Source organism: Cellulomonas soli (assembly GCF_052036975.1).
In the GTDB taxonomy this organism is placed as follows: Bacteria; Actinomycetota; Actinomycetes; order Actinomycetales; family Cellulomonadaceae; genus Cellulomonas; species Cellulomonas soli_A.
Window position 1 is genome coordinate 117224 of record NZ_JBQIAR010000010.1, and the last position, 18735, is coordinate 135958.

General features: G+C 73.2%; 14 protein-coding genes. 11 read left to right on the forward strand and 3 right to left on the reverse strand.

All coding sequences use genetic code 11. The features are described 5' to 3' along the window. Positions 1–8 precede the first annotated feature (8 nt). Complete coding sequence (locus tag ACTHAM_RS12075) at positions 9–428, reverse strand: Fur family transcriptional regulator (RefSeq protein WP_440687734.1); 420 nt, start codon at positions 426–428, stop codon at positions 9–11. Positions 429–863: 435 nt separating this feature from the next. Here ACTHAM_RS12075 and infC point away from each other — a divergent pair, with 435 nt between their 5' ends. The 8 genes from infC (at position 864) to ACTHAM_RS12115 (ending at position 13405) form a co-directional block, all read left to right on the forward strand. Continuing rightward, the gene (infC, locus tag ACTHAM_RS12080) at positions 864–1784 is read left to right on the forward strand and encodes a translation initiation factor IF-3 (RefSeq protein ID WP_440687776.1); all 921 of its coding nucleotides are present in this window, start codon (positions 864–866) and stop codon (positions 1782–1784) included. A gap of 93 nt (positions 1785–1877) precedes the next feature. Then, the gene (gene rpmI / locus ACTHAM_RS12085; protein ID WP_013883985.1) at positions 1878–2072 is read left to right on the forward strand and encodes a 50S ribosomal protein L35; all 195 of its coding nucleotides are present in this window, start codon (positions 1878–1880) and stop codon (positions 2070–2072) included. A gap of 64 nt (positions 2073–2136) precedes the next feature. Further along, positions 2137–2520, forward strand: coding sequence for a 50S ribosomal protein L20 (rplT, locus tag ACTHAM_RS12090; RefSeq protein ID WP_440687737.1), 384 nt, complete (start codon positions 2137–2139; stop codon positions 2518–2520). A gap of 107 nt (positions 2521–2627) precedes the next feature. Continuing rightward, on the forward strand, positions 2628–3500 hold the full coding sequence (locus tag ACTHAM_RS12095; RefSeq protein WP_440687778.1) for a TrmH family RNA methyltransferase: 873 nt from the start codon (positions 2628–2630) through the stop codon (positions 3498–3500). A 38-nt stretch (positions 3501–3538) separates the two neighbouring features. Continuing rightward, positions 3539–4183: an RNA 2',3'-cyclic phosphodiesterase gene (gene thpR, locus ACTHAM_RS12100; protein ID WP_440687739.1), complete on the forward strand. Its 645-nt coding sequence runs from the start codon at positions 3539–3541 to the stop codon at positions 4181–4183. Between the two features lie 269 nt (positions 4184–4452). Beyond that, positions 4453–5514 carry a phenylalanine--tRNA ligase subunit alpha gene (gene pheS, locus ACTHAM_RS12105; protein WP_440687741.1) on the forward strand — a complete coding sequence of 354 codons (1062 nt, stop codon included), beginning with the start codon at positions 4453–4455 and terminating at the stop codon, positions 5512–5514. Continuing rightward, complete coding sequence (gene pheT / locus ACTHAM_RS12110) at positions 5514–8090, forward strand: phenylalanine--tRNA ligase subunit beta (protein ID WP_440687743.1); 2577 nt, start codon at positions 5514–5516, stop codon at positions 8088–8090. Before pheS ends, pheT begins: the two co-directional genes overlap by 1 nt. A 314-nt stretch (positions 8091–8404) precedes the next feature. Then, entirely contained in the window at positions 8405–13405 is a 5001-nt protein-coding gene (locus ACTHAM_RS12115) for an ExeM/NucH family extracellular endonuclease (RefSeq protein WP_440687745.1), read from the forward strand. Between the two features lie 113 nt (positions 13406–13518). On the opposite strand, the gene ACTHAM_RS12120 is transcribed toward ACTHAM_RS12115, so the two are convergent. Then, complete coding sequence (locus ACTHAM_RS12120; RefSeq protein ID WP_440687747.1) at positions 13519–14307, reverse strand: DsbA family oxidoreductase; 789 nt, start codon at positions 14305–14307, stop codon at positions 13519–13521. A gap of 8 nt (positions 14308–14315) precedes the next feature. Continuing rightward, positions 14316–15302, reverse strand: coding sequence for a quinone oxidoreductase family protein (locus ACTHAM_RS12125; RefSeq protein ID WP_440687749.1), 987 nt, complete (start codon positions 15300–15302; stop codon positions 14316–14318). Between the two features lie 81 nt (positions 15303–15383). Here ACTHAM_RS12125 and argC point away from each other — a divergent pair, with 81 nt between their 5' ends. Genes argC through argB form a run of 3 tightly spaced genes read left to right on the forward strand, consistent with a single transcriptional unit; the run spans position 15384 to position 18669 of the window. Next, a complete protein-coding gene (gene argC / locus ACTHAM_RS12130; protein WP_440687751.1) occupies positions 15384–16448 on the forward strand; it encodes an N-acetyl-gamma-glutamyl-phosphate reductase in 1065 nt (354 codons plus the stop codon). Then, the gene (gene argJ / locus ACTHAM_RS12135; protein ID WP_440687753.1) at positions 16445–17644 is read left to right on the forward strand and encodes a bifunctional glutamate N-acetyltransferase/amino-acid acetyltransferase ArgJ; all 1200 of its coding nucleotides are present in this window, start codon (positions 16445–16447) and stop codon (positions 17642–17644) included. Before argC ends, argJ begins: the two co-directional genes overlap by 4 nt. Further along, a complete protein-coding gene (gene argB, locus ACTHAM_RS12140) occupies positions 17641–18669 on the forward strand; it encodes an acetylglutamate kinase (protein WP_440687755.1) in 1029 nt (342 codons plus the stop codon). The genes argJ and argB overlap by 4 nt, the downstream gene beginning before the upstream one ends. Positions 18670–18735: the final 66 nt, after the last annotated feature.

Sequence of the window (18735 nt, forward strand, 5' to 3'; positions counted from 1 at the left end):
CGTGCGGGTCAGACGCCCGCGGCGTCCCGGCAGGTGGGGCACAGGCCCCAGAACGTCACCTCGGCGACGTCGATCGCGAAGCCCTGCGTCGAGCTGGGCACCAGGCACGGTGCGTGGCCCACCACGCAGTCGACGTCGTCGACGGCGCCGCAGCCGCGACACACGACGTGGTGGTGGTTGTCGCCGACCCTGCGCTCGTAGCGTGCGGGGTGTCCGGCGGGTTCGATGCGGCGCACCAGGCCGGCGTCGGTGAGTGCGTGGAGCACGTCGTAGACGGCTTGGACGGACACGGCGGGCAGGCGGTCGCGGGCGGCGCGCAGCACGGTGTCGGCGTCGGCGTGCGGGTGCTCGTGCAGGACCTCGAGCACCGCCCTGCGAGGGGCGGTGACACGCAGCCCGTGGGTGCGCAGCGCGTCGGTGTCGTCCATGGCGTCACCGAACCACACAGACTGGAATCATTCAAGTAACGGAACGATTCTGCGTGCCTGCGCCGGGACCGGAGGGTTGCGCCCGGGACCGTCGCGGGCATCGAGCGGCGTCTCTGGTAGTGTGGGCGGTCGACTGACCTGGGTGGTGGCTCGTCTACCGCCCAGGTGCACAAGTGGAGTCCCTCCCACCTGAGTCTCGACCGCTCGGCTCACGCCGACAGCAGAGTCCAGGTTCCAGTCCACGACAGGACGGCAGCAGCCGTCAGGTCGGTCGTGCGTGGCGCCCGCCATGCATCGGCACGGACGTCCGAGGCCCCCACCTGTGCTCAGGTTCGGGGGCCTTCCTCGTTCCTGGCGGTCCACCCACGACGAACCCGAGGAGCACCAATCAGCGAGCCCCGCATCAACGATCGGATCCGCGTCGCCGAGGTCCGCCTGGTCGGCCCGAACGGCGAGCAGGTCGGCATCGTCCGCGTGGAGGACGCACTGCGCCTTGCCCAGGACGCCGACCTCGACCTGGTCGAGGTCGCCCCCGACGCCCGCCCGCCGGTCTGCAAGATCATGGACTTCGGGAAGTTCAAGTACGAGGCCGACATGAAGGCCCGTGAGGCGCGTCGGAACCAGACGAACACGGTCCTCAAGGAGATCCGTTTCCGGCTGAAGATCGACCCGCACGACTACGGCACCAAGAAGGGCCACGTCGAGCGGTTCCTCAAGGCCGGCGACAAGGTCAAGGTCATGATCATGTTCCGTGGTCGTGAGCAGTCGCGCCCCGAGATGGGTGTGCGTCTGCTGCAGCGGCTCGCGGACGACGTGTCCGAGCTGGGCTTCATCGAGAGCATGCCCAAGCAGGACGGCCGCAACATGATCATGGTGCTCGGCCCGGTCAAGAAGAAGGCCGACCAGAAGCTCGAGCAGCGTCGCGCCGCCCAGCAGCAGGGACAGGCGCCGCGTGCGCAGGCCCCCGCGGCCGCGGCAGCACCCGTGGCTCCTGCCGCGGAGGCTGCGCCGGTGGCCGAGGCCGCCGCGCCGGCTCCGGTCGTCGAGGCACCCGCGGACCAGGCGCCCGTCGCCGAGGTCGTCGAGGCACCGGCTGCCCCCGTGGTCGAGGCGCCGGCACCCGCGGTCGCCAAGGCACCTGCCGCGGCCAAGGCTCCGGCCGCACCGAAGGCCCCGGCCGCACCCAAGGCACCGGCGAAGGCACCGGCACCCGCCGCGGCGGCCCCGGCACCGGCATCCACGCCGGCACCGCGTCCGCCGATGCCGCGTCCGGTCCCGCGTCCGGCCGCACCGAAGGCCACACCCGCACCACGCCCTGCCGCGCCGCGCGCGAAGTCCTCCGAGGACGCCGGCTGAGCTGATCGACGAGGGGAGCCCCGCACGGGGTGCCCCCCACCGAACGAGTCGCACGAGCCCGTGCGATGCGAACGACAAGGAGAGACGGCAGCCATGCCGAAGAACAAGACGCACTCCGGTGCCAAGAAGCGCTTCCGGGTCACCGGGACCGGCAAGGTCATGCGTGAGCAGGCCAACGGGCGCCACCTGCTCGAGCACAAGTCGAGCCGTCGTACGCGCCGCATCGCCGGCGACGTCGTCGTCTCTGCCGCTGACACCCCGAAGATCAAGAAGCTGCTCGGCAAGTGACCCCTGCGGACGCCCCCGGCGTCCCGCGGTTCACCTCGAGCCCTAGACCAGCAAGGAGCATCACGTGGCACGCGTGAAGCGGGCGGTCAACGCCCAGAAGAAGCGCCGTTCGACCCTGGAGCGCGCCAGCGGCTACCGCGGGCAGCGCTCGCGCCTGTACCGCAAGGCGAAGGAGCAGGTCACCCACTCCCTCGTCTACTCCTACCGTGACCGCAAGGCGCGCAAGGGGGACTTCCGCAAGCTGTGGATCCAGCGCATCAACGCGGCCTCGCGTGAGCAGGGTCTGACCTACAACCGCCTCATCCAGGGCCTCAAGCTCGCGGGTGTGGAGGTCGACCGTCGCGTGCTGGCCGACCTGGCCGTCAACGACGCCCAGGCCTTCGCCCAGCTCGTCCAGGTCGCCAAGGACGCGCTGCCGGCCGACGTCAACGCGCCCTCGGCTGCGTGACGACCCGCTAGCACCCCAGCAGAGCCCCCGCGCCCACCGGCGACGGGGGCTCTGCTGTCGGTGGGGGACCCCACGCCCGTGATCGGAGGGGGGTCGGAGGCGGCATGATGGCCCCCGTGGTGGACGAACGCGACGCAGGCCCCAGGGGCGACGTCCTGCAGAACCCCGGGGCCGAACGGGTCAAGGCGGTGCGCGCACTGGCGACCCGCGCGATGCGTGCCCGGACCGGCCGGTTCCTCGTCGAGGGCCCCCAGTCCGTGCGCGAGGCGGTGCTGACGCCCACGGTGAGGGTGCACGCGGTGTACGTCACCGAGCAGACGGCCACCCGGTACGACGAGATCGTCGACGCCGCTCACGCCCGGGGCATCACGGTGCGGCTGGGGACACCGCAGGTGCTGGACGCGATGAGCCCGGACGCCCAGCAGGTGGTCGCGGTGGCCGACCGGTTGACCCCGACGCTCGACGACGTGCTCGCCCGCCCGGACTCGCCGCCGCGACTGCTGGCCCTGCTGGCGCACGTGCGCGATCCCGGTAACGCGGGCACGGTCGTGCGCGCGGCCGACGCGGCGGGTGCCGACGCCGTCGTGCTCACGCAGGAGAGCGTCGACGTGCACAACCCGAAGGTCGTGCGGTCCACCGCGGGCTCGCTGTTCCACGTGCCGACGGTCGAAGGAGTGTCGCTGGTGGCCGCGGTCGGTCGGCTCCGTGCCGCCGGGCTGCAGGTGCTCGCGGCGGACGGCGCCGGCGAGCTCGACCTGGACGCCCTGCTCGACGTCGCGGGTACGGCCCCGACGGGGACCCCGGACCTCGCGCGGCCGACGGCCTGGCTGTTCGGCAACGAGGCGTGGGGGCTCGGCGACGAGGACCGCGCACTGGCCGACGCCGTGGTGCGCGTGCCCATCCACGGCCGCGCGGAGTCCCTCAACCTGGCCACGGCCGCGACCGTGTGCCTGTATGCGAGCGCTCGCGCGCAGCGGTGAGGTTCCCGGGTGGGAGCCTCGGTGGCACGCTGGGACCCATGAGGCTGTTCGTGGCAGTCGTCCCGCCCGAGGAGGCGCTGGCCCACCTCGACCTGGCGCTCGCCTCGGTGCGCGGGGCACCGGCCGGTGCGCAGTCGGCGGTGCGGTGGGCCGCTCGTGAGACGTGGCACCTGACGGCTGCCTTCTACGGCGAGGTGCCGGACGGGTTGGTCGCTGCGCTCACCGACGAGCTGGCGGCGATCACCCAGGTGGTCGCGCCGTACTCGCTACGGCTGCGCGGTGCCGGCGTGTTCGCCCACCGCACCCTCTGGGTCGGTGTCGGTGGCGACGTCGAGGCGCAGCGCGCGCTGTCGGTGGCGGCACGCGTGGCGGGGGACCAGCTCGGGGTGCGCGCGGACGACCGGGTGCGGGACCGGCCGCACCTGACCGTCGGGCGCGTGCGCCCGGGGGCCCGGCCACCCGGCCGGCGGACCGCCCGTCCGGGCGGCACGGTCGGACCGGACATGGAGGGGCGGTTCGCCGCAGAGGACGACGTGGCCGGCGCGCTGGTGCGGGCACTGGCCGTCTACGAGGGGCCGGTTTTCTCGGTGGACCGCGTGGCTCTGGTCGCCTCGACGCCCGGTGCGGGCCGCTCCGGTGGGCCGCTGTACCGCACGGTGGCCGATTTCCCCTTCGGTGGCTGAGTGCCGCGTGGCAGGATGCGCCGGGTGACGGTGCACGTGCGGGCGGTCGGTGGTCGCCGATTTCCGTGGCCCGTTCCCGGGCCGCGCCGCTGACGCGCACGTGATCGTCCGCACCGGCGGGCCCCGAGGGGTCCGGGGTGGACGGCCCATCGGACCTGGAGCGGGCGCTACTAGACTGCCCTGCTGGTCGCCGCCTCGACGCGACGGCCCCTGTGCGTGCAGCCCCGGGACGACGTCGACGGGCTGCGCCGAGAACCTGGAAGGTCCGGATGTCCGACGACACCCCGCTGTCCCCCCTGGACGCTGACGGCATCGACGCGGCGGTCGCCGCCGCGCTCGAGGCCTTCGCCGCCGCGTCCGACCTCGACGCCCTCAAGTCCGCCCGGCTCGAGCACACCGGTGAGCGCAGCGCCATCGCGTTGGCCAACCGTGCGATCGGCGGCCTGGCCCCGGCCGACAAGGGCACGGCCGGGCGGCTGCTCGGCATCGCCCGCGGACGCCTGCAGGCCGCGCTCGCCGCACGGCAGGGTGTGCTGGAGGCCGAGCGCGATGCGCGCGTGCTCCTCGAGGAGACCGTCGACGTGACGCTCCCCGTCGACCGGACCCCGCGCGGTGCCCGCCACCCGCTCGAGACGCTCCAGGAGCGCATCGCCGACATCTTCGTCTCGATGGGGTGGGAGATCGCCGAGGGGCCCGAGGTCGAGGCCGAGTGGTTCAACTTCGACGCGCTCAACTTCGGCGTGGACCACCCGGCGCGTCAGATGCAGGACACGTTCTTCGTAGCCGGTGACGACGGCGCGGCCGACGCGGGCCTGGTGCTGCGCACGCACACCTCGCCCGTCCAGGCGCGCTCGCTGCTCGAGCGCGAGCTGCCGGTGTACATCGCCTGCCCAGGGCGGGTGTTCCGCACCGACGAGCTCGACGCGACGCACACGCCGGTGTTCCACCAGGTCGAGGGCCTCGCCGTGGACAAGGGCCTGACCATGGCACACCTGAAGGGCACGCTCGACCACTTCGCGCAGGCGATCTTCGGGCCGGAGGCCCGCACCCGGCTGCGTCCCTCGTTCTTCCCGTTCACCGAGCCGTCCGCCGAGATGGACCTGTGGTTCCCCCAGAAGAAGGGCGGGCCCGGCTGGATCGAGTGGGGCGGCTGCGGGATGGTCAACCCGAACGTGCTGCGTGCGTGCGGGATCGACCCCGAGGTCTACTCCGGGTTCGCGTTCGGCATGGGTATCGAGCGCACGCTGATGCTGCGGCACGGCATCGCTGACATGCACGACATCGTGGAGGGCGACGTGCGCTTCTCCCTGCAGTTCGGGACGGAGATCTGATGCCGCGCATCCCCCTGACGTGGCTGGCCGAGCACGTCGACCTGCCTGCGGACCTCACGGCTGAGCGACTGGCCGCCGACCTGGTGCGCGTGGGCCTCGAGGAGGAGGCCATCCACCCGGCGGCCGTCACCGGACCCCTCGTGGTCGGCCTGGTCGTGGAGCGCACGCCCGAGCCGCAGAAGAACGGCAAGACCATCAACTGGTGCCGCGTCGACGTGGGACACGCGCTGGCGGAGGTCCGTGAGGACGGCACCCGTGGTCCGCGCGGCATCGTGTGCGGGGCGCACAACTTCGAGGTCGGCGACCACGTCGTCGTCGCGCTGCCCGGTGCCGTGCTGCCCGGTCCGTTCCCGATCGCGTCCCGCAAGACCTACGGTCACGTGTCCGACGGCATGATCTGCTCGTCGCGCGAGCTTGGTCTGGGGGACGACCACGACGGGATCATCGTCCTGTCGAGCCTGGGCCTGGAGGCCGAGCCGGGCACCGACGCGCGGGCCCTGCTGGGCCTGGGCGAGGAGGTCCTCGAGATCAACGTGACCCCCGACCGCGGCTACTGCTTCTCGATGCGCGGCGTGGCCCGCGAGTACGCGCACTCCACGGGGGCTGCCTTCACCGACCACGGCCTCGCGACGGCCGAGCAGCTGGCGCCCGCCGCCGGGGGGTTCGCCGTCGAGATCGACGACGCGGCGCCGATCCACGGGGTCAGCGGAGCCGACCGGTTCGTCGCCCAGGTGGTGCGCGGGGTGCGGGCCGACGGCCCGTCGCCGGTGTGGATGCAGCGTCGGCTCACGCAGGCCGGCATGCGTCCGATCAGCCTCGCGGTCGACGTGACCAACTACGTCATGCTCGACCTCGGGCAGCCGCTGCACGCCTACGACCTGTCGGCGCTCGCGGCGCCGATCGTGGTGCGTCGTGCGGCGGTCGGTGAGCGGCTGACCACGCTCGACGGCGTCGAGCGGACGCTGGACGGCGAGGACCTGCTCATCACCGACAGCCCCGGGGGAGACCGCGGCGCGCGTGTGCTCGGCCTGGCTGGCGTCATGGGCGGCGCCGAGAGCGAGGTGGGCGCGGGCACCAGCGACCTGCTCATCGAGGCGGCGCACTTCGACCCGGTGACGGTGGCGCGCACGGCGCGGCGGCACAAGCTGCCCAGCGAGGCCGCCAAGCGGTTCGAGCGGGGTGTCGACCCCCAGCTGCCGCGGGTGGCGGTGGCGCGCGTGGCGGCGCTGCTGGTCGAGCACGGGGGCGGGGTCGTCGAGGAGCAGCTCACCGACGTGAACCGCACGAGTGCCCCGGCACCTGTGGCGCTTCCCCTGGACCTCCCGGCACGGCTGGTGGGCGTCGACTACACGCCGGCGCAGGTGCGCGAGACGCTCGAGCAGATCGGGTGCACCCTGCCCTCCGCCGACGGCGGGGTCGTCGAGGTCCAGGTGCCCACGTGGCGCCCCGACCTGGCCGTTCCTGTCGACCTGGTCGAGGAGGTCGCGCGTCTGCGGGGCTACGACGCCATCCCGTCGGTGCTCCCCGTCGCCCCGGCCGGCCGCGGCCTGACCTCGGGTCAGCGGGCACGCCGCTCGGTGGCGCGGGCGCTGGCCGAGCACGGGCTGGTCGAGGTGCTCAGCTACCCGTTCGTGGGAGTCGACCAGTTCGACGCGCTCACGCTGCCGGCCGACGACGAGCGGCGCCGGGCGCTGCGGCTGGCGAACCCGCTGTCCGCGGAGCAGCCGCTGATGCGCACAGACCTGCTGACCACGCTGCTGGACACGGCACGCAGGAACGTCAGCCGTGGGGCCGGTGACGTGGCGGTGTTCGAGATCGGACTGGTCACGGTGCCGCAGCACGGTGCCGCAGCCGCGCCCCGGCTCCCCGGCGGTGTGCGTCCCTCGGACGCCGACCTGGCGGCCGTGCGTGCCGCGGTGCCCTCGCAGCCGCGGCGGGTCGCCGGTGTGCTGGCAGGAGCGCGCGAGCGTGCCGGGTGGTGGGGACCGGGACGTCGTGCCGACCACACCGACGCCATCGCCCTGGTGCGCACCGTGGCCGAGGTCATCGGTGTCGAGGTGGTGCTCACGGCCGGTGCCGAGCACGCGCCCTGGCACCCCGGCCGCTGCGCGCAGGTCACCACCGCGGACGGCGCGCTCGTCGGGTTCGCCGGCGAGCTGCACCCGAACGTCGTCGCAGCGCTCGACCTGCCGGCCCGTGCCGTCGCGTTCGAGCTCGACCTGGACGTGCTCCTCGCCGCCGCCCCGGTGGACCCGGTGCAGGCGTCGGCGTTGTCGACGTACCCCGTGGCGAAGGAGGACGTCGCCCTGGTGGTCGACTCCTCCGTGCCGGCCTCGGACGTGCTGGACGCGGTGCGGGCCGGTGCGGTGGCCGGCCCGGCCGGCGACGTGCTGGAGGACGTGCGGCTCTTCGACGTCTACCGCGGTGAGCAGGTGCCGGCCGGCACACGCTCGCTCGCGTTCTCGTTGCGGCTGCGGGCCGGCGACCGCACGCTGACCGCGCAGGAGACGGCGGCGGTCCGCGAGGCCGTCGTCGCCGAGGCACACCGGCGGTTCGGCGCGACCCTGCGCGCCTGAGCCGCTCACGGACGACGGGCCCCGCGGTCATCCTCGACCGCGGGGCCCGTCGTCGTCGGTGACCCTCGTGGAGGCCCGGGCCCGGAACCCCGGCGGCCACCGCCGGGTCGGGTCGGATGCGGGTGCCACGCCTGGTCGGAGGGTCGGGCGACCGCTGCGACGACACGTGACGGACACAGGACGTGGGACGAGTTCACCGAACGGTTACCCGCCAGTAGTTGCGACCATTCGGACAAACCGTGAAGGTGATGTGCGACCGCTGTGCAGCGCTGCCCGGCGGTCGACGCTGCGTCCCCCACGAAAGAGAGTCCGTCATGCACGGTCGGTCGAGGTCGTTCACCGGGGGCATCGCAGCCCTCGGTCTGGCGTTGGCAGGGGCGGTGGTCGCTGCGGTTCCCGCACAGGCCGCCGTCTCCCCGAGCGCACCCGTGGTGCTGCACGAGGTCTACGGCGGTGGCGGCAACTCCGGTGCACCGTTCAACCGTGACTTCGTCGAGCTGTACAACCCCGGTGGCGCTCCCGTGGACCTGTCCGGGTGGGCCGTGCAGTACGCCTCGGCGGCCGGAACCACGTGGCAGACCACGGCGCTGAGCGGGTCGATCGCAGCCGGCGGTTACCTGCTGGTCGGTGAGGCGTTCGGTGCCAACACCGCGGCCACCGCGATCCCGTTCGACGTCGACGGCACGATCCCGATGAGCGGGAGCGCCGGCAAGGTCGCGCTCACCTCGTCGTCCACCGCGCTGACGTGCGTGGCCGCGGCCTGCGCGAGCGACGCCGCCGTGGTCGACCTCGTCGGCTGGGGCGCGAGCGCCACCGCGTACGCGGGCACCGGCCCGGCGCCGGCCACGACCAACGCGACCTCGGTCTCGCGCGACGCCGCGCACACCAACACCGCGAACAACGCCGCGGACTTCACGGCGGGCACGCCGACCCCGACCGGTGCCACGTCGGGCGGAGGTGACGGCGGTGGCGACGGTGGCGACCCGCAGGTGCGCACGATCGCCGAGATCCAGGGCACCGGCGAGGCCTCCCCGCTGGTCGGGTCGACGGTGACGACGCAGGGTGTCGTCACGGCGGCGTACCCGACGGGCGGGATCGCCGGTTACGTCATCCAGACGCCCGGCACCGGTGGGGGAGACCCCGCGGCACGGACCGCCTCCGATGCGCTGTTCGTGTACTCGCCGTCCACCGTGGCCTCGGTCGCGGTCGGCGCGTACGTCCAGGTGACCGGTGCGGTCAGCGAGTTCTCCGGTCTGACGGAGATCACGGTGGCCTCCGCCGCCGACCTGGTGGTGCTGCCTGACGCACCGGCCGCGGTGACCCCGGTGTCGGCCGGCTGGCCGTCCTCGGCGGCGGTGCGCGAAACGCTCGAGTCGATGCTGTTCCTGCCGACGGGTGACCTGACGATCTCGAACACGTACTCCACGAACCAGTACGGCGAGGTCGGCCTCGCGGCCGGCACGACACCGCTGCTGCAGCCCACCGAGGTCGCCGCCCCGGGCACGGCCGAGGCGAGCGCCGTGACGGTCGACAACGCGGCACGCGGCGTCGTGCTCGACGACGGTGCGACGACCAACTTCCTGTCGGCCGCCAACTCCGGTCTGACGCCGCCCTACGTGTCCCTGACCAACCCGATCCGGGTGGGTGCCGCGGCGAACTTCACCGCGCCGGTGGTCGTCGACTACCGCAACAACACCTGGAAGCTGAACCCGACGGCGCCCGTGGCGAGCGGTGCGGTGCCGGTCACGTTCGAGAACGACCGCACCGCGGGGCCGTCGGACGTCGGCGGTGACCTGACGGTCGCCTCGTTCAACGTGCTCAACTACTTCACGACGCTGGGCTCGGCCACCGCCGCCTGCGTGCCGTACACGGACCGCGCCGGTGACGGCGTGACCGTCAAGGAGGGCTGCGACCAGCGCGGCGCCTGGGACGCCCAGGACCTCGGCCGTCAGCAGGCCAAGATCGTCGCGGCGATCAACGCGCTCGACGCGGACGTCGTGGGCCTGCTCGAGATCGAGAACTCCGCGGTCGTCGACGGGGTCGCCGACGAGGCGCTGAGCACCCTGGTCGACGCGCTCAACGCGGCGGCCGGCTCGAGCGTGTGGGCGTACGTGCCCTCCTCGAGCGAGCTGCCGGCGGTCGGCCTGCAGGACACCATCACCAACGCGCTGATCTACCGCACAGCCTCCGTGCAGCGGGTCGGTGACGCGCGTGCACTGGGCACCGCGAGCGCCGACGGGCAGGCGTTCGCCAACGCCCGTGAGCCGATCGGCCAGGTGTTCGTCCCCGCCGGTGGTGGCGAGGAGCTGCTGGTCGTCGTCAACCACTTCAAGTCGAAGGGGTCGGCGGGCCCGTGGCCGGGCGACGTCGACGCAGGCGACGGGCAGGGTTCGTCGAACGAGTCGCGTGTCCGTCAGGCGCAGGCCCTGCGTGACTGGGTGCCCTCGGTGCAGGGCGACGCGCAGGCGGTGGCCCTGGTCGGCGACTTCAACGCCTACACGAAGGAGGACCCGCTGCAGGTGCTGTACGACGCCGGGTACACCGACGCCGCGTCTGCGCTCGCGGCCGGTCAGTACTCGTACTCGTTCAGCGGACTGGCCGGTTCGCTCGACCACGTGCTGCTCAACGACGCCGCCCTCGAGCGTGCGACGGGTGCTGACATCTGGGAGATCAACGCCGAGGAGTCCCTCGCGCTGGAGTACAGCCGGTACAACTACCACGGCACGCTCTTCTACGCGCCTGACGCCTACCGGTCCTCCGACCACGACCCGGTCCTCGTCGGGCTCGCGGCGGGTGCCAGCGCGCAGGGTCCGATCGACCTCACGCTGCTGAACATCAACGACTACCACGGCCGGATCGACAACAACACGGTGCGGTTCGCCGGGACGGTCGAGAAGGAGCGGGCGGCCGCGGAGGCTGCCGGCGGTGCGGCGGCGTTCCTGTCCGCCGGTGACAACATCGGGGCGTCGCTGTTCGCCTCGGCTGTCGCCCAGGACCAGCCCACGATCGACGTGCTGAACGCACTCGATCTGGCTGTGTCCGCTGTCGGCAACCACGAGTTCGACCAGGGGTACTCCGACCTCGTCGACCGGGTGGTCGCCGGGGGCACGAACGCCACGTGGCCGTACCTGGGTGCCAACGTCTACACCAAGGGCACCACGAACCCGGCGCTGCCGGAGTACACGATCCTCGACATGGGCGGCGTGTCCGTCGGTGTCATCGGGGTCGTCACCGAGGAGACCCCGACGCTCGTGACCCCGGGCGGGATCGCGACGCTGGACTTCGGCGACCCGGTCGAGGCAGTCAACCGGGTGGCCGCCCAGCTCAGCGACGGCGACGCGGCCAACGGTGAGGCCGAGGTCCTGGTGGCCGAGTACCACGAGGGTGCCGGGGCCGGCACGCCGGACGGTGCCACGCTCGAGCAGGAGGTGGCTGCCGGCGGTGCGTTCGCCGAGATCGTCGAGCAGACCTCGGCCGAGGTGGACGCCATCTTCACCGGTCACACGCACAAGCAGTACGCGTGGCAGGCGCCCGTGCCGGGCGAGCCGGACCGCACCCGACCTGTTCTGCAGACCGGGTCCTACGGCGAGTTCCTCGGCAAGGTCGTCCTGACGTACGACCGGGCGACGCAGGAGGTCACGGCCTCCACCGCGTCGAACGTGGCGCGCACCACCGAGACCGACGCCACGCTCGTGGCGACGTACCCGCGGGTCGCGCAGGTCAGCTCGATCGTCGCCGCGGCGCTGGCCAACGCGGCCGTCGTCGGCAACCAGCCGGTGGGTTCGGTGACCGCGGACATCACGACCGCCTTCGCGGGCGGCTCGTACGTGAACGGCGTCTACACCGGGTCGGGCCCGTTGGCCACGACCGGTCGTGACGACCGCTCCAAGGAGTCCACGCTGGGCAACCTCGTGGCGAACTCGCTGCGCGAGACGCTGGCCGCACCCGAGCGGGGCGGCGCGCAGATCGGTGTGGTGAACCCTGGCGGTCTGCGCAACGAGCTGCTGTTCGCGCCGGACGGCACGATCACGTACGCCGAGGCCAACGCGGTGCTCCCGTTCGTCAACAACCTCTGGACGACCAGCCTCACGGGCGCCCAGGTCAAGACGATGCTCGAGCAGCAGTGGCAGACGAACGCCGACGGCACGATCCCGTCGCGGCCGTACCTGCAGCTGGGACTGTCGGACAACGTGACCTACACGTTCGACGCGAGCCGGCCGATGGGTGACCGCATCACGTCGGTGACCGTCGACGGTGTCGCGCTCGACCCGGCGGCGTCCTACCGGATCGGCACGTTCTCGTTCCTGGCTCAGGGCGGGGACAACTTCCGGGTGTTCACCGACGGTGCCGACACGGCCGACTCGGGGCTCATCGACCGGGATGCGTGGATCGCGTACCTGCAGGGCCACCCGTCGATCGCGCCCGACTTCGCGCGTCACGCCGTCGGCGTGCCCGCCCTGCCGGCCACGATCACGGCCGGGGACGTCCTGGCGTTCCCGGTGACCGGGCTGGACCTGACGAGCCTGGGCTCGCCGCTCAGCACCACCCTGGACGTCCTGCTCGACGGCACGTCGATCGGGTCGGCTGCGGTCAGCGCCGGTGCCGCCCAGGTGTCGGTGACCGTTCCAGCGGCGACGACCGGTGGTGCGCACGTGCTCACCCTGGTGGCCGCTCCCAGCGGGACCACCGTGACGCTGCCGGTCACGGTCGAGCCGGGTCTGCCGGTCTCGACGACCACGCTGACGGCGAAGCCGTCGACGCAGGTGTTCGGCTCCGTGGCACGCCGGGTGACGCTGACGGCGACCGTCACGGCCGACGTGCGCGTGGCAGGCACGGTCGAGTTCGTCGCGGGTGACACGGTCCTCGGCAGCAGCACGCTGCGGAAGGGCAAGGCGTCGGTGACGCTTCCCGCCTCGACGCCTGCCGGCACGTACGACGTCGTCGCCCGGTTCGCCGGGGACGCCACGGTCAGCGGGTCGCAGTCCGAGCCCGTGCAGGTCGTGGTGAAGCAGGCCGCGTCGCGCACGACGCTGCAGGTGGCGCGCACGACGGTGGACCGCTTCGCGTGGCTGCCCCACCCGGTGCTGGTGACGGTGCAGCTGGACAACGGGCGGTTCCCGTCCGGTGTCGTCGAGCTGCGCGAGGGTGACCAGGTGGTCCGCACCCTGCACGTCACCGCGGGTCTGGCCGTCGGGTCGCTGCCCAGCGGCCTGTCGACCGGCAAGCACACCTTCACGGCGACGTTCGTGCCGAGCGACGCGGCGAACGTGGCCGGCAGCACGAGCAAGCCGGTGACGGTGACCGTGCGGCGGTGACGCCCGCGCGGTGAGCCGCACAGACGGGGACGCCCCCTCCGGCCGATCGGCCGGAGGGGGGCGTCCCCGTCTGTCTGCGACCCGTCCTGGACGTGTCGGCGTGCGTGCGGTGCCTACACGGCGCAGCTGTCGTCGGTGCACGTCCCGTCGGCGTCGCCCACGATCGTCACCAGCGGGTTCGCCTGGGTCCACGCGGCGTGGAGCAGCTGCGTGAACACCTCGACGGGCTGCGCGCCGGAGACGGCGATGCGGCGGTCCACGGCGAAGAACGGCACGCCGGTGACGCCGAGCGCCCGGGCCTGGGTCTCGTCGTCGCGGACCTGCTCGGCGCCGCGGTCGCCGTCCAGGACGTCGCGGACGGCATCCTCGTCGAGCCCGGCCTCGCCGAAGCCGGCCTGCGCAGCCAGGGCGACGACGGTGGCGCGGTCACCCAGGTCGGCGCCGTGCTCGAAGTGCGCCGAGAAGAACGTCTCGAGGGTGCGCTCGGCGAGCGAGGCGCCGCCCTCCTCCCTGGCGATCTGCACGAGGCGGTGCAGGTCGAAGGTGTTGACGGACAGGGTCCGGTCGAAGTCGTAGGCGAGCCCGTCGCCGGCGGCCACGGCCGTCACGTGGGCGAACATCTGCCGCACCTGGTCGGTGGGCAGGCCCTTGGCGCGGGCCAGGGCCTCGAGCTCGGGGATGCCGGGGCCGTGCGGTGCGTCGGGGGAGAGCTCGTAGGCGCGCCAGCGCACGTCGACGTGCTCGCGGTGCGGGAACTCGGCGAGCGCCGCGGCGAACCGCCGCTTGCCGATGAAGCACCACGGGCACGCGACGTCGGACCAGATCTCCACCGCGAGCCGGTGGGGTGCGGCGATCGGCAGGGTGGCCTGCGGGGAGGCAGGCGTCGGGGTGTCGGTCGTCACGTCGGTCGTCACAGTGTCAGGAGGACCTTTCCGGTGGTGGCGCGGCTCTCGAGCGCGCGGTGGGCGTCGGCCGCGTCGGCCAGGGGGTACGTGGCGCCGATGCGCACGTCGAGGGTGCCGTCGGCGACGGCCGCGAAGATTTCGCGGGCCCTCCAGGCGAGCTCGGCGGGGTCGTCGACGTGGTGGCCGAGGGTGGGTCGGGTGAGGAACAGGGAGCCGCCCGCGTTGAGCCGTTGGGGGTCGACGGGCGGGACCGGGCCGGACGAGCCGCCGAACAGCACGAGGGTGCCGCGCCGGGCCAGGGAGGCGAGCGAGGCGTCGAAGGTGTCCTTGCCGACGGAGTCGTACACGGCGTGCACCCCTCGCCCGTGGGTCAGCGCGCGGACCAGCACGGGCAGCTGGGCGGTCAGGTCGGTGAGCTCGCGGTAGCGGATGACGTCGTCCGCTCCTGCGGCGTGGGCGAGCTCCTCCTTCTCGGGCGACCCGACGGTGCCGATGACGCGTGCGCCGCGGGCGGTGGCGAGCTGGGTGAGCAGCAGGCCGACGCCGCCGGCGGCGGCATGCACGAGCACGTCGTGGCCGGGCGCGACGGGGAAGGTGGAGGTCGTCAAGAAGTGGGCGGTGAGCCCTTGCAGGATCACGGCGGCGGCGCGGTCGTCGTCCAGGACGTCCGGTACGGGCACGGCGTCCTTGGCCCGCACGGTGGCGAGCTCGGCGTAGGAGCCGGAGGTCGAGGAGGTCCACACCACCCGGTCGCCGACGGCCAGGTGGGTCACCTCGTGCCCGAGGGCCTCGACCGTGCCGACGCCCTCGGAGCCGACGACGTGCGGGAACGGCATCGGGTAGGTGCCCGAGCGTCGGTAGGTGTCGATGAAGTTCACCCCGGCCCGGCGCACCCGGACGAGCACCTCGTCGGCCGCGGGCACGGGTTCGGGCAGGTCCACGAGCTCGAGGACGTCGGCTCCGCCGGGGGCGGTCGCCTGGATCGCGCGCACGTGACCTGCAACAGTGGGCGGGCGGCGTGTCATCCCGAGCGCCGGTCGTATCTTCGTGCATTCGGGTGTATGTTCATGCACATGTCGTTCTCCGTCGCCGTCGCAGGTGCGAGCGGGTACGCCGGGGGTGAGGCGCTGCGTCTGCTGCTCGGTCACCCCGAGGCCCGCATCGGCACCCTCACCGCCCACGCCAACGCCGGCACCCGCCTGGGGGAGCACCAGCCCCACCTGCGCCCGCTCGCCGACCACGTGCTCGCAGCCACCGACGTCGACGCCCTGGCCGGGCACGACGTCGTCGTCCTCGCCCTGCCGCACGGCGCCAGCGGCGCGGTCGCCGCCGCGCTCGCGGACCGCGGCGAGGACGCGGTCGTCATCGACCTCGGCGCCGACCACCGACTCGTGGACGCCGTCGCCTGGGAGGCCTTCTACGGCAGCCCGCACGCCGGTACGTGGCCCTACGGCATGCCCGAGCTGCTGCACCCGGGCGAGCGGACCGCCACCGCCCAGCGCACGCAGCTGACCGGCACCCGCCGCATCGCCGTGCCCGGCTGCAACGTCACCGCGGTGACCCTGGGCCTGCAGCCCGGCATCGCCGCCGGTGTCATCGAACCGCTCGACATCGTCGCGGTGCTCGCCAACGGCTACTCCGGTGCCGGGCGTTCGCTGAAGACCCACCTGCTGGCCTCCGAGGCGCTCGGCAACGCCCAGCCCTACGCGGTCGGCGGCACCCACCGGCACATCCCCGAGATCCAGCAGAACCTGCGCTCGGCCGGAGCGCCCGACGTGACGATCTCGTTCACCCCGACGCTCGTGCCCATGTCCCGCGGCATCCTGGCCACCGCGACCGCACGGCTCGTGCCCGGCACCGACCCGGCGGCCGTGCGCGCCGCATGGGAGCAGACCTACGCCGACGAGCCGTTCGTCACGCTGCTTCCCGAGGGCCAGTGGCCGACGACGGCCGCCACCGCAGGCGCCAACACCGCCCTGGTGCAGGTGGCCGTCGACGCCGCCGCCGGACGCGTGGTGACCGTCACCGCGCTCGACAACCTCGTCAAGGGCACGGCGGGCGCCGCCGTGCAGTCCCTCAACCTGGCGCTCGGGCTGCCCGAGACGCTGGGCCTGCCGACCGAGGGGGTCGCACCGTGAGCACCCAGACCGTCACCGCCCGCCCCGCCGACCAGGGCGTCACGGCCCCTGCGGGCTTCCGTGCGGCCGGTGTCACCGCCGGGCTGAAGGCCTCCGGACGCCCGGACCTGGCCCTGGTCGTCAACGACGGCCCGCTGCAGGTCGCCGCGGGCGTGTTCACCAGCAACCGGGTCGTGGCGGCCCCCGTCGTGTGGTCCCGGCAGGCCGTCTCGGACGGTGTCGCCTCCGCCGTGGTGCTCAACTCCGGCGGGGCGAACGCGTGCACCGGGCCCGAGGGGTTCGCCGACACGCACCGCACCGCGGAGCACGTGGCCGCCGCGCTGGGTGTCTCCGCAGGCGACGTGCTCGTCTGCTCCACAGGCCTCATCGGCGAACGCCTGCCCATGGACGTGCTGCTCGCCGGCGCTGACACGGCCGCCCGGACGCTTGCCGCGGACGGCGGCCCCGATGCCGCGGTGGCCATCATGACCACCGACACCGTGGCCAAGTCGGTCTCCGTGCAGCGCGACGGCTGGAGCGTGGGCGGCATGGCCAAGGGCGCCGGCATGCTCGCGCCCGGCCTGGCGACCATGCTCGTCGTGCTGACCACCGACGCCGTCGTCACCGCGCCCCACGCCGACCGCGCCCTGCGGGCGGCGACGCGCTCCACGTTCGACCGCGTCGACTCCGACGGGTGCATGTCCACCAACGACACCGTCCTGCTGCTCGCCTCGGGCGCCTCCGGCGTCCAGGTCGCGCCGGACGACCTCGCCCAGGCGGTCGCGGAGGTCTGCGCGACCCTGGCCCGGATGCTCGTCGGCGACGCCGAGGGTGCCACCCACGACATCGCGGTGAGCGTCCACCACGCCACCAGCGAGGACGCGGCGGTCGCCGTGGCCCGGGCGGTGACGCGTTCCAACCTGTTCAAGGCGGCCGTCTTCGGCAACGACCCCAACTGGGGCCGTGTCCTGGCCGCCGCCGGTACGGTCCCCGAGCAGGTCGCCCCGTTCGACCCCGCACTGCTGGACGTGTCGATCAACGGGGTGCAGGTGTGCCGGGCCGGCGGGGTGGGGGAGTCCCGCGACCTCGTGGACATGGCGGCCGCGCGCGAGGTCCTCGTCGCGATCGACCTGCACGCGGGGGAGTCCAGCGCCACCGTGTGGACCAACGACCTCACGCACGACTACGTCCACGAGAACAGCGCGTACTCCACATGAGCCAGCCGACGCACCATCCCGACCAGTCGACGGTGCCCGAGGACTTCGTCTTCGACACCCGGACCGACCTGCGCGCCGACCAGAAGGCCGAGGTCCTCGTCCAGGCGCTGCCCTGGCTGCAGAAGTTCGCCGGCGCCCTCGTCGTCGTCAAGTACGGCGGCAACGCCATGGTCGACGACGAGCTCAAGCAGGCCTTCGCCCAGGACATGGTGTTCCTGCGCCAGGTGGGGCTGCGCCCCGTCGTCGTGCACGGCGGCGGGCCTCAGATCAACGCGATGCTCGACCGGCTCGGCATCGTCAGCGAGTTCCGCGGCGGGCTGCGCGTGACCACGCCCGAGGCGATGGACGTCGTGCGCATGGTGCTCACCGGGCAGGTCTCCCGTGAGCTCGTCGGGCTGCTCAACGCCTACGGTCCGCACGCCGTGGGCCTGTCGGGTGAGGACGGCGGCCTCCTGCAGGCCCGTCGACGCACCGCGGTCGTGGACGGCGTCGAGGTCGACATCGGCCAGGTCGGCGACGTCGTCCAGGTCAACCCCGGTGCCGTGCTCGACCTGCTGGACGCCGGTCGCATCCCGGTGGTCTCGACCGTCGCCCCCGACATCGACGACCCCACCCAGGTGCTCAACGTCAACGCGGACACCGCGGCGGCGGCGCTGGCCGTCGCCCTGGGTGCCCGCAAGCTGATCGTCCTGACCGATGTCGAGGGGCTCTACTCGGACTGGCCCGACCGCTCCTCGTTGGTGCGCCGCATCGGTGCGTCCGCTCTGGCGAGTCTGCTGCCGTCGCTCGACTCGGGCATGCGGCCCAAGATGGAGGCCTGCTGGCGAGCCGTCGAGGGCGGTGTCGGACGCGCCCACGTGATCGACGGCCGTGCACCCCACTCGATCCTCGTCGAGGTCTTCACCTCCGACGGTGTCGGCACGATGGTGCTGCCCGACGAGGAGCCGCCGGACGCCCCGTTCACCGCTCCGATCCCGGTGGTCGACCGCGCCACCGCGACGGCCCGCTCCCAGGAGGCCTCGTGACGACGCCCACCGTCGGCCCCGTCGGCGACCACACCGCAGCCCAGGACGCGGCCGGTGCGTCCGTCG

Excerpts from the sequence above, each read along its gene's own strand:
- ACTHAM_RS12095 (WP_440687778.1), top strand. The coding sequence starts at position 2,628 with ATGGCCCCCGTGGTGGACGAACGCGACGCAGGCCCCAGGGGCGACGTC.
- pheT (WP_440687743.1), top strand. The coding sequence starts at position 5,514 with ATGCCGCGCATCCCCCTGACGTGGCTGGCCGAGCACGTCGACCTGCCT.
- rpmI (WP_013883985.1), top strand. The coding sequence starts at position 1,878 with ATGCCGAAGAACAAGACGCACTCCGGTGCCAAGAAGCGCTTCCGGGTC.
- argC (WP_440687751.1), top strand. The coding sequence starts at position 15,384 with ATGTCGTTCTCCGTCGCCGTCGCAGGTGCGAGCGGGTACGCCGGGGGT.
- argB (WP_440687755.1), top strand. The coding sequence starts at position 17,641 with ATGAGCCAGCCGACGCACCATCCCGACCAGTCGACGGTGCCCGAGGAC.
- ACTHAM_RS12115 (WP_440687745.1), top strand. The coding sequence starts at position 8,405 with ATGCACGGTCGGTCGAGGTCGTTCACCGGGGGCATCGCAGCCCTCGGT.
- pheS (WP_440687741.1), top strand. The coding sequence starts at position 4,453 with ATGTCCGACGACACCCCGCTGTCCCCCCTGGACGCTGACGGCATCGAC.
- thpR (WP_440687739.1), top strand. The coding sequence starts at position 3,539 with ATGAGGCTGTTCGTGGCAGTCGTCCCGCCCGAGGAGGCGCTGGCCCAC.
- ACTHAM_RS12075 (WP_440687734.1), bottom strand. The coding sequence starts at position 428 with ATGGACGACACCGACGCGCTGCGCACCCACGGGCTGCGTGTCACCGCC.